The following is a 10,748-nucleotide window of genomic DNA, read 5'->3' as shown; positions in this document are numbered from 1 at the left end:
AAAAAATATGTTTTTCCTGACCCCCAATCTCCATCTATCATTACAGCATATTCAGCCTTAGAATCTCTCAAATACTCTTCAATTATACCCTTTAATTCCTCTCCATACATTTTATCTACACTCCTCTCATGCCCTATCAACAAAAACATTTATTTCTATCTTTGCATCTATTTTTATTTCTGTAAACAATTGATTGTATAATGCAGGGAACAATTCCTTGTCCCCTGCACCATAATTATACCAAATGAACTGCCAGACATCTACTAAAAACTTATTTCTTTACCACTGCTCTTTTCTTCCAGATCATCACTGCTGCACCAACTACCATAAGCAATCCTGCTGCAATCGGAATGATTGGCATGTTTCCTCCTGTCTGTGGTGTATCCGGTACTTCTGGAATCGGTGCATCATTAACAGTCACTGTCTGCACTTTCCCAGTGTCTTTGATCGTCAACTGTACCGGCTTTGCCAGCTGATAACCGGATGGAGCAGAAATCTCTGTAAATGTGTAAGTCTCTCCAACAATCAGTTTACCCGTGATGTCGTAAGCATCATCTTTTGTAACAAATTTCATTACTTTGTTTCCTTTGGAATCGGTTACAACAAACTTTACGCCACCGAGAGCCTGCCCTGTCTCCTTGTCCAGTTTCAAAAGCTGGATATGTTCTGCATCTCCTTTCCTAAAATTCAAAAGGCATCCCTGTTAGGAATGCCCTTATATAAAAATAGGGACACTCTGTTGCAAGTATCCCTACATTCATCATAATTGATGATCTCTATTCACTTTTATATACAGAAATTGTGTTTCACATGTCAAGGTCAAGTACCACAGACACCTCCACTTTACGAACTTGTACTTTTTCTTTATGATTTACACCAACTTCATTAAAAGTCCAAAACTCTGTAAAGTGCGTAAATTCAAGGATTTCTACATACTTTTCCGTTGTAGTCCAACCACTGTCTCCACATGCCCGCTATGTCCAAACATGTCACAGGCTCGCACTCTCTTCAGCTCATACCCCTCCCCGCACAGATACTTCAGATCTCTTGCGAGCGTTGCCGGATCACAGCTTACATATACAATCTTCTCCGGCTCCATCTGAACCACGGTGCGAAGCAGCTTCTCGTCACAGCCCTTCCGCGGAGGATCAATTGTCACCACATCTGCCCGCAGTGCGTCGCCACTCTTCTCGTACTGCTCCGGCACAACATCCTCAGCGGCGCCCACGAAGAATTCCGCATTGGTAAAGCCGTTACGTCTTGCATTGTCTCTGGCATCCTCGATTGCCTGTGGGACGATCTCGACACCGCAGACCTTTGCTGCCTTCTGTGCAAGAAACAGAGAGATTGTTCCGATGCCGCAGTACAGATCCCACACGACTTCGTCCCCGTGAAGATCTGCGTATTCGAGTGCAGTTGTGTAAAGCTTGCGTGTCTGCTCCGGATTTACCTGATAAAAGGACAGTGGTGAAATGCGGTAAGTGATATCTCCTATCTTGTCCTCAATATAGGTCTGTCCATATAATTGGACAATCTTATCTCCGAGTATCCGGTTTGTTTTCTCCTGATTGATATTCAGGCAGATGCTTTTTATCTGGCAGTTATCGTCTGATTCATTTTCTTTTGGGGTGTTCTTTCCTGCCCCATTTATTGGACAGAAAAGAAGGGCTTCTACCAGCTTTTCTGAATAAGGCAGCTTATTTCCGTTGATGATCAGGCACACCATGACTTCGCCGGTATATTTACCAACCCTTGTCAATATATGGCGCACCAGTCCCGTATGCGTTTTCTCATTGTATGCGGTTATGTGATACGTTTTCATAAAGGAGAGAACGGTTTCCAGAATCGCATGATTGCACGGATGCTGAATGACACAGTCGGTGTTTGGTATAATGGAATGTGTCCTTCCTGCATAGAATCCTGTGACCAGATTGCCTTCTTTGTCATAGCCTACCGGAAACTGCGCTTTGTTACGGTAATGATATGGCTTGTCCATTCCCATGATCGGCTCCATCGGAATCTCCGCAAAGCCGCCGATCCGCTGCAGGCAGTCCCGTACCTTTTTCTCTTTCCAGATAAGCTGCTTTTCATAGCTGCAGTGCTGGATCTGACAGCCACCACATGCACGGGCGCAGTCACACTTTGGCGTGACACGCCACGGTGACGGTTCGATCACCTCCAGAAGTCTGGCATATCCGTACCGCTTCTTGGTCTTTAATATCTTGACGCGTACCAGATCCCCCTCCAGTGCATCCTTGACAAAAAGGGTATAACCGTCTAAACGGCCTATACCCTCTCCATCTGTTCCCATGTCTTCTATTTTTAAAGAAATCTCCCGCCCCTTTTCAAGCTGTGGCATTTTCTGCCCATCGGGGCATGTATCATGATTGTTCTTATTTGATGCCATGTCAGATTTTGTTTCCTTTCTTTTTCTGTACATAACCGGAGCTCTGGCGCACATTGGAATCTACATAACGGCTGAAACCAAGCCACTCTGTGGTAGGCTCTGCCTTGTCGTAAATCTCTGTGATGGTCTCAAGCTTCGCATCGGTATTATCCGCAAAGCTGAGAGCGATCGCCTCTGCCAAAGCAGGCTTCTTCGGCGAGCCAAACTCAAGCTCCCCATGGTGCGACAGAATACAGTGACGCAGTTCGGAGGCAAGAACCGGTGGAAATCCCGGTACTTCCTGAATCTTCTGTCCGATCTTTTCTGCACCCATAAAGATGTGTCCCAGAAGCTGACCATCATCGGTGTAATCGTTCATCGGGAAATTAGAAATCTCATATACCTTTGCAAAGTCGTGGAAAATCGCTGCGGTCAGCAAAAGATCACGATCCAATACCGAATAATTCGCTGCCATAAAATCACACAGTCTGGTTACTGCCAGTGTGTGCTGCAGCAGTCCGCCCACGAAGCCGTGATGCACTGCTTTCGCTGCGGAATGTACCTTGAACTCCTTGACAAATGCGGTGTCCTTGATGAAGGTATTCTCGGCAAGCTGTTTTAAATGAGGCTCCTTCAAAGAAGTAATGATCCCACAAAGCTCCTGATACATTTCCTCGATATCATACTTTGAGGAAGGTATGTACTCTGCCGGATCGTATTCGCCCTCCTCAGCCTTGCGCAGGCGGCGGATATTGACCTGACGTGCTCCCTGGAAGGATGTCACCATTCCGTCCGTCATGACAAAATCCATAGAATCAAAATCGGCGATCCCGTTATTCAGTTCCCAGATCTTTGCGTCAATAATTCCTGTCTTATCCTGAAGAAGGAGGGAGTAATAGGTCTTTCCCGCCTTCGTTTTAAGAATCTGCTTGCTCTTACACAGATAGATTCCGGTAAATTTATCTCCTTCTTTATATTCACTGATGTAATACATATTTCTGTCCCTTTCTCTCTTCAATGCATAACTGCAAAACATAATCGAGATAAGTGTATCACATTCATTCTCCCCCCACAAGAGCACCGTCCAAAATTATTCTCTCTTCCGTCACATCAATGCCTGATAACACTGATTTAATTTGAGAAGCGCCTTTTTTTCGATACGGGACACATAGGATCTGGAGATGCCATAGCGCTGTGCCACCTCTTTCTGCGTCCACTCCCTCTGCCCATCCAGTCCATAGCGAAGTCCCAGGATCTCCCTCTCCCGCTTCGTCAGAACCTCATTCATAAAACCCTTTAATTTCCGCAAATGCTGTTCTCTTGTCAACCGTTCCGGAATATCCTCGTCCTCATATTCAATAATATCGATCAGACTGATCTCGTTGCCTTCCTTATCAGATCCGATCGTGTCATAAAGATACACATCTCTTGCTGTTTTCTTCCTTGCCCGGAAGTTCATCAGCAATTCATTCTCAACGCATCTGGAGGCATAGCTGGCAAGCCGTATCCCCTTGGATTCATCAAACGAATCCACCGCCTTGATCAGACCGATCGTTCCTATGGAAATAAGATCTTCCATGTCCCGATCCATCGAGGCATACTTTTTGGCGATATATGCGACCAGACGCAGATTGCGCTCGATCAGAGCATTCCTCGCATCCTTATCTCCCGCCCGGCACCTTTTCAGATACTCTCTTTCCTCTTTTGCGCTGGGAGGCTGTGGAAAAGACTGCATAATGACATACCTCTTTCACGCTTTCCTTCTATCCTATGCGCGAAGGAAGATGTCTGTGCTTTTCCTACCCGATCAAAACTCTTTTTCCTTCAAAGGCAAAGCCGTAATGACGGATCCTATCTGCCGCAATTCCCTGTGATAACAGTTCTGCATCATAGTTTTTGTCAACTATCTGATCCAACGCAGACTGAACCGCTTCTTCCAGAGTCTCCTTTTTCATCCGGCTGCACACCTTAAATTCAATAATGATCGCCGGATATTTCTCACGCTCCTGCGGAATCATCATAATATCATACCTTCCAAATCCGCTCTCCCGATTAGAACGTATCTCATAGATCCCTGCACGCTCTGCAATGAGTCCAAGCACAAAGCCATGATAAAAACGCTCCGGTTCCGGATCACTCCCATTTCCGCTTCCCACATCAAAATAACTGAATGTGGCAAGAGCAACCTTGTTCATATAATAATTCATTGCCTCCAAGTCACCGTTAATCAGAGCTTTCATAAAATAACCATAGTTCGCATCCTGATTTTGAAACCAATCCTGAAACATTGTCGTAAACATACTCAAGGTCTCAATATTTGTAATGTCCAGCGTATACCACGGTTCTCTTGTAATGCCTCGGTAATCAACATGTTTCACCTTCAAATAGCCACTGGCAAGCAAAAGACTCCAAATTGCATTTTCATTATGATCCAATTGATTATAGACGATCTGCTCATCAAAACTTACAACAATTTCCCGTCCGTTTAAAAGATCCTCCATCTTCTCCTTCACATCGGCAGATGCAGTTCGGATCAGGCGGCTGACAAGCCCATTGGAACTGGTCGAAGCCCAATATGGATAGGTTTTTCTTTTGTCCAGATAATTTGTAATAGACCATGGGTTATAAATATCCTTATGTTCTCCAAAGGTAAAGCCATCATACCACTGTTTTACTTCATCCTTCTTATCTCCCATTCCAAACTCATCGAGCACATGAAACACTTCTGACTCCGTAAATCCAAAGCAGTCTGCGTATAAATCAGACGTTGTTGTAATCACCTGTAAATTATTCAAATCAGAAAAAATAGGCTCGGTTAACACCGAGCCATTAGAAGTTTGCTCCGCAAACTTCACACACTTTGGATACCGGACTCTCGTAATTCCCGTCATAATAGCACGCTCTAAATAAGGATTCGTCTTAAAGGATGCATTAAACAAGCTTCTCACGAAAGCTGTAAATTCATCCCAGTATCCCTGAACATATGCCTCCTGCATTGGTGTATCATATTCATCCAAAAGAATGATGACTTTCTTACCGTAATAACGTTCCATCCATTCAGACAGATTTCTCAAAGAATCCTGTGCCGTAACATCATCCATCTTTACTGTTGTCTGGTAATATAATTCACGCTCATCCTCACCAAAAATATCTTCTTTCATGAGATTCCTGTTTTCCCGGTACAACCTTGCAATCTCCTGTTTAATCTGGGTTTTGGCATCCTCCAGATTTCCCGCTTTCACTGCCGCAAAGCTCAAAAATATTACCGGATATGATCCCTGCAGTTTCCGGTACGCCTCTTCCTGCCAGATAGAAAGTCCCTCAAACAGATCTGCCCGATTCGCATATTTATTAGAAAAGAAACACTCCAGCATACTCATATTTAACGTCTTACCAAAACGCCGCGGACGTGTGATTAATGTTACAACATCCCGGTTTTCCCACCATTCTTTTATAAAATTTGTCTTATCTACAAAAAAACAATCTTGCTCTCTCAAAGCAGAAAATCCCTGTATTCCTATACTAATCGCCTTTTTCATACACTCACCTGCTTTCATTTTAGCACTATACAACTCCTATACACTTTGTTTCATTATAGCGATATTTTCTCAAGGTTACAAGCCACATTGAATAGCAAAACAACTGTGCTTTTCCTGCCCGATTCTTTACGGAACCAATGCTGCCAGATACATTTCGGTGTCCTCCGGCACGCTCGTATCCTGCCCGAGATCCCATGCAAACTGACTCAATTCATCCAGAAATTCCGAATCCTTAGCTTCTTTTATTTTCTGCTGCAAAACATTCTTTGCTTTGTTTCTTAATTGCTCTGAGTTCCTGTCCGCCCACATGACCAGAATTGACTCACAGTAATTTAACGTATTGACTGCCGTGTAACGCAGATAAACCGACTTGAGCAAATCATTCTCAGACGGATAATTCATTTCACATTTTATCCCGGATGCATCGGCAGGAATCTGGTATTTCTTATAATATTTGATCACGGTCTGATACAAGTCCTCCCGGTTCAGAAGAATGCGCAGTGCCGGAATGCGCTTTGCTGCATACTCGATTCCTTCTGCATAATAGCGGTCCTGATCCATCAGGCTGTTTGCCACCGGATTTCGCATAACAAATTCAAATAACTCCTCTGTGGACATGTCTGCCAGCAGGCTTTTGGGAGCATCAAACAAGGAATCATATTCCTTCTGATAATCCACAGCAAGAAAAGAATATGCTCCGTACGGACACACCGGATACTGATATTTTCCGTTGACCTTTTTCCATGCAGCAGGATCCTTCACCAGCTTCCGGTATGCTTTTAACTGCTTCAGATCCTTCTTGCCAATATCAGAAGCAGACACAACATTTGACTGATAGATTTTGTCATAAAATTTCGGAGCATGATCCCCCTGTATCACGAAATTTACACCACGTCGATAGTATGGAATCCTGTCGTCATCATACCCACTGAATTTCACCGACAGCACATCCGGTGAAAGCTTAACCGTACGCAGCTTCGTGCCATCACCAAGGACCACCGGTTGATCGATCATGGAGATTGATTCCGGAATTGTCATACTGCCGTCCTGAATGGACGCGATCAGCAGTTTTCCCTTTGTTTTATCATATAAAGCGCCCTTTTGTCCGGCGTATCTCGAATTTGATCCGGAAACATTAAAATCGATATTTTGCGCCGCAGCATAATTGTACGGCAGCTCCAGAGATATCTTTTCCACACTTGCCGGAATCACAAGTTCTTCGAGTTCCGACGGTATCCTTTGCATGGTCAAAGTTTTTGTTCCTTCCGGAACCGATACCTTCTGTGCATTCTCTGCAATCCCATAAACATCTGTCCCATTTTTGGAACAGAGACAGCCGTTTAATACCTGGTATTCTTCCATATTCTCCGGCAGCACCAGCTTCTCCCATACAACGTCCAGAAGACTGGTATCTTTCAGCTCCGTATGAATCGGTGCAGAAAAATACAGGGACTTGCCATCCTGCACATAACGAAATGCATTGAAGGAAATATATTTTAAGGTATCCGGCAGATATATTTCCTGAATATCAGCCACCCGGTCATGTACATCGTCCGGATAGATATAAGTCGTCTGCGCAGTAGAATCTTCCATATATTTTTCTCCGAAAATATCACAAACTGTATTTCCGGATGTGGATTCCTCCTTATCAAAGCGGTCATTCTCATCTCCTAATTTGGTGACCGCCTTTCCTCCCAGCTTTGAAGGTATTTTAAGCACCGAAAGATCTTTATCGCCAAGAGGTCTGATATTCTGGATCCATGCTTCATCGCCTTGTACCGTGTACTGATACTCAAAGCCATCGATCACCTTCCGGCATTCCTTCTGCCGGCTCTCTGTGTTTGCATGTTTGAGGATAGATACTCCCCCAAGCACTACCACAGCAATGGCTGCCACCACGATCACTTTTGTAATTTTCTTCATAGAATTCTCCTTTGCAAACGATATGTCGGTTACAATTTCACTTTTCCCTTTTCAATACTCCTTAATAATAAATATCCTTTGGATACAGCAGCTTATTCATCCTCTCCCAGAATTTGCGCTTCTTGGCCGGCTCCGGCACCTCGATCACATACCGCTCGTAGGCATTGATGATCGTTGTGTCCAGATAATGGCTGACCCGCGGCTGGTCACGACGATAATTCATATGTACATGACCATGGAAAAAATAAGCCGGCTTATAATGCTTCATGATCCAGCGGAAGCACCGGAAGCCCTGGTGCGGCAGATCCTCGGCATCGCCAAGATCCTTTGCCGGTGCATGTGCCACCAGAATGTCCAGTCCGCCGCGGATGCGGACCTTCCATTTCAGGCGGGACCACCGTTGATACATCTGACGCTCGGTGTACTGATACTTTCTCATAGAATAGCTCATCGAACCTCCAAGTCCTGCGATCCGAAGTCCCTTATACACAAACACGGCATCGTCAATACAGACGCAGCCGTCGGGCGCCTTTCTGTCGTAATGCACATCATGATTGCCGTGTACATAAAGAACCGGAACCGTCGTAAATGTCGCCAGAAACGACAGATACTCCGCTTTCAGATCCCCACAGGAAATGATCAGATCGATCCCATCTAATTTTTCTTTTTCGAAATAATCCCAAAGATATTTCGATTCTTCGTCCGCTAGCAATAAAATTTTCATACTAATCCCTCATGCTCTTCTCAGCCCGCAAACGCCCGGTCACAGGCACAAAATCTGCCGTATGAGATCACTTTGATATCTGTTTCATACGGATCACACAAGCTGTCGTTCTCCCTCACTTAACGTCTGCTTCAGACCTCGCAGCCGCACAAGATCCTTTGCGTGATCACTCAGCTGGTCAATCGTCGGAATCTCTCCCTCAATACCTTCGATGAGCCAGTCCATCATCATGACGTCCTCCGGCGTCAGCGCTTCATTCTCCCCACAGCGCATTGTATGTTCGTTGTCGTACAATATACCGGAGAAGATAGTAAAGCTTCCGTTTGCGATCGAACTTTTCAGGAAACGGATCAGACGGCAGGTGTTCTCCGGGATACTGCTGCCCAAGATCACATCCAGTACATTGGCAGAAAGACCCCACCAGTAATTTAACGCCTTCGGCTCCTTCGTCGAATCCGTTTTCCAGGAACCGCGCATAATACTGTTGATCAGCTCCTCATAAAACGCGCCCCACTGATAAACCGTCGTGGCAACATTTCTGGTCCCCTTGTCCGATAAATGGTACAGTCCCAAAGTACGGTCTTCCTTCGTCGGCGAGATCATGTTCTGGGATGAGATAAACGAAATCCCTCGGTCAAGGAAATACTGATCGGAAGGGCAGTCCTGCATTGTAGACCACTGAAGATGGATCCTCGCTCTCGGATTGATCATTCTTGCCCCGAGCGCAAACGCATTGATGCCGGGGATCACGCCGTAGATCGGATAATCTGCAAGATAGCCGATATCATCCTGCTCACTTAAGCTTGCTGCGATCATTCCAAGCAGGAACTTTCCTTCATAAATACGAATTCCATAGGTTCTTATCGAGGCATGCGGTGAGTTAAGCGAGCAGTTTAATATCTTTGTGTTCGGATAGAGCGGGGCGATCTTGATGCAGGCTCGCACAAACATCGGCGCGATCGCAAAAATAATGTCATAGCCCTCCTCACAGAGCTTACGCAGTATCTCCTCATCGTCCTCATACGGCTTTGCGATAAATGCTTTGGCATCAATATCTCCATGAAAGGCATCAATGATATGCTTTCTTCCCATCTCCTGTCCGTAGATCCAGTCGGATTCCGACGGCTTGACATCATAGACAAATGCCACTTTATGCACCTTCGGCGACTGCATCTTTTTGATCATGGAGGTCTCTGTATTCGGAACGGTCAAAAGCTCCACCGGCTCATCCTCAGCCAGTGTTACAATTTCCTGCCAGATCTTTGCCAGATCCTTTTTGATCTCACCGGACAGTTTTTCCATGGATTCACTGTACGGATAAAGGGACAGATAAAACAGCATTGCATCATCCTCTGTCATCCCCTTTAATTCGTTGCCGCCCATCGCCTTATATGCATTATAAAATGCCACATGAAAGGAGGAAAAGTTCATGCAGTCATCCTCGGACCACTGTTCATCCTCTCCCTTTCCCACATACTGGCAAAGCTTCTGATAGCTTCCCTTTCTGGTAAATACGACATAATTGATCTTTGAATTCCGGTAGAAATCCATAAATTCATAATAAATCTGAATATCCGGATCGTCCGTCAGACGCGGCACCTTGCGGATCACCTCTGCCGGAATGGTCGGAGAACCCACGTACTTTAATACGCTTGTCCTTTTATTTCCCTCGACAACATAATATTTATTTAAAAACTCATACACCTTGATCGGCGTATGAATTCCCTCCTGAATCTGCGCATCATACAGCAGAGACCATTTCACGGAAAACTCACTGCCATAGTTTAAAAGCGGCATGAAATTACAGGCAAATGCCTGCGTCCGTCCTGCGGAAGAGGTTCCGATCACCTGCTTCGCCGGGATGTTGATCGTGCCAAGATTCTCCTCGCGCTCTATATGCACATGAGATAAAATCTCATCCAGAACCGGAAGATATGGATAACTTCCCTGCAGTGTTTTACTTTTATATGCTTTCAGTGCTAACTTCTGTGCTTTCAGATAATCATCGTATGCCATATGGTATCTCCTTTCCGTAACATTATACCTTTCCTGATTATACTATATATTCTGTTTGTCTTACAATAATTATCCCCTGAAAATCACCAAAAAAGGGCAAATCTAGCATTTTGCCCCTGATTTCCACCTCATTACGAGCATTTTCCTATACACAAAAAAG

Annotated in this window: 8 protein-coding genes; all 8 read right to left on the bottom strand. The window is 44.9% G+C overall.

Annotated features, from left to right (window positions below):
• Window positions 1-271 precede the first annotated feature (271 nt).
• Window positions 272-691 (bottom strand): SpaA isopeptide-forming pilin-related protein, encoded by a 420-nt coding sequence (locus ACZLMD_RS07470; RefSeq protein ID WP_489495477.1) that lies wholly within the window; start codon window positions 689-691, stop codon window positions 272-274.
• Window positions 692-928: 237 nt separating this feature from the next.
• Complete coding sequence (gene rlmD / locus ACZLMD_RS07465) at window positions 929-2,407, bottom strand: 23S rRNA (uracil(1939)-C(5))-methyltransferase RlmD (protein ID WP_489495476.1); 1,479 nt, start codon at window positions 2,405-2,407, stop codon at window positions 929-931.
• A gap of 1 nt (window position 2,408) precedes the next feature.
• Window positions 2,409-3,380, bottom strand: a complete 972-nt coding sequence (locus ACZLMD_RS07460) for a 3'-5' exoribonuclease YhaM family protein (protein ID WP_489495474.1) — start codon at window positions 3,378-3,380, stop codon at window positions 2,409-2,411.
• Between the two features lie 111 nt (window positions 3,381-3,491).
• Window positions 3,492-4,121, bottom strand: a complete 630-nt coding sequence (gene sigK / locus ACZLMD_RS07455) for an RNA polymerase sporulation sigma factor SigK (RefSeq protein WP_489495472.1) — start codon at window positions 4,119-4,121, stop codon at window positions 3,492-3,494.
• A 64-nt stretch (window positions 4,122-4,185) separates the two neighbouring features.
• Window positions 4,186-5,925, bottom strand: a complete 1,740-nt coding sequence (locus tag ACZLMD_RS07450) for an AAA family ATPase (protein ID WP_489495470.1) — start codon at window positions 5,923-5,925, stop codon at window positions 4,186-4,188.
• 126 nt (window positions 5,926-6,051) lie between these two features.
• Window positions 6,052-7,848 carry a hypothetical protein gene (locus tag ACZLMD_RS07445; RefSeq protein ID WP_118559217.1) on the bottom strand — a complete coding sequence of 599 codons (1,797 nt, stop codon included), beginning with the start codon at window positions 7,846-7,848 and terminating at the stop codon, window positions 6,052-6,054.
• Window positions 7,849-7,909: 61 nt separating this feature from the next.
• On the bottom strand, window positions 7,910-8,572 hold the full coding sequence (locus tag ACZLMD_RS07440) for a metallophosphoesterase family protein (RefSeq protein WP_482521729.1): 663 nt from the start codon (window positions 8,570-8,572) through the stop codon (window positions 7,910-7,912).
• A 93-nt stretch (window positions 8,573-8,665) separates the two neighbouring features.
• Window positions 8,666-10,588, bottom strand: a complete 1,923-nt coding sequence (locus ACZLMD_RS07435) for a BMP family ABC transporter substrate-binding protein (protein WP_482523389.1) — start codon at window positions 10,586-10,588, stop codon at window positions 8,666-8,668.
• Window positions 10,589-10,748: the final 160 nt, after the last annotated feature.

The organism is Jutongia sp. (assembly GCF_057878315.1).
This window is presented reverse-complemented; position numbering and strand designations above follow the sequence as displayed.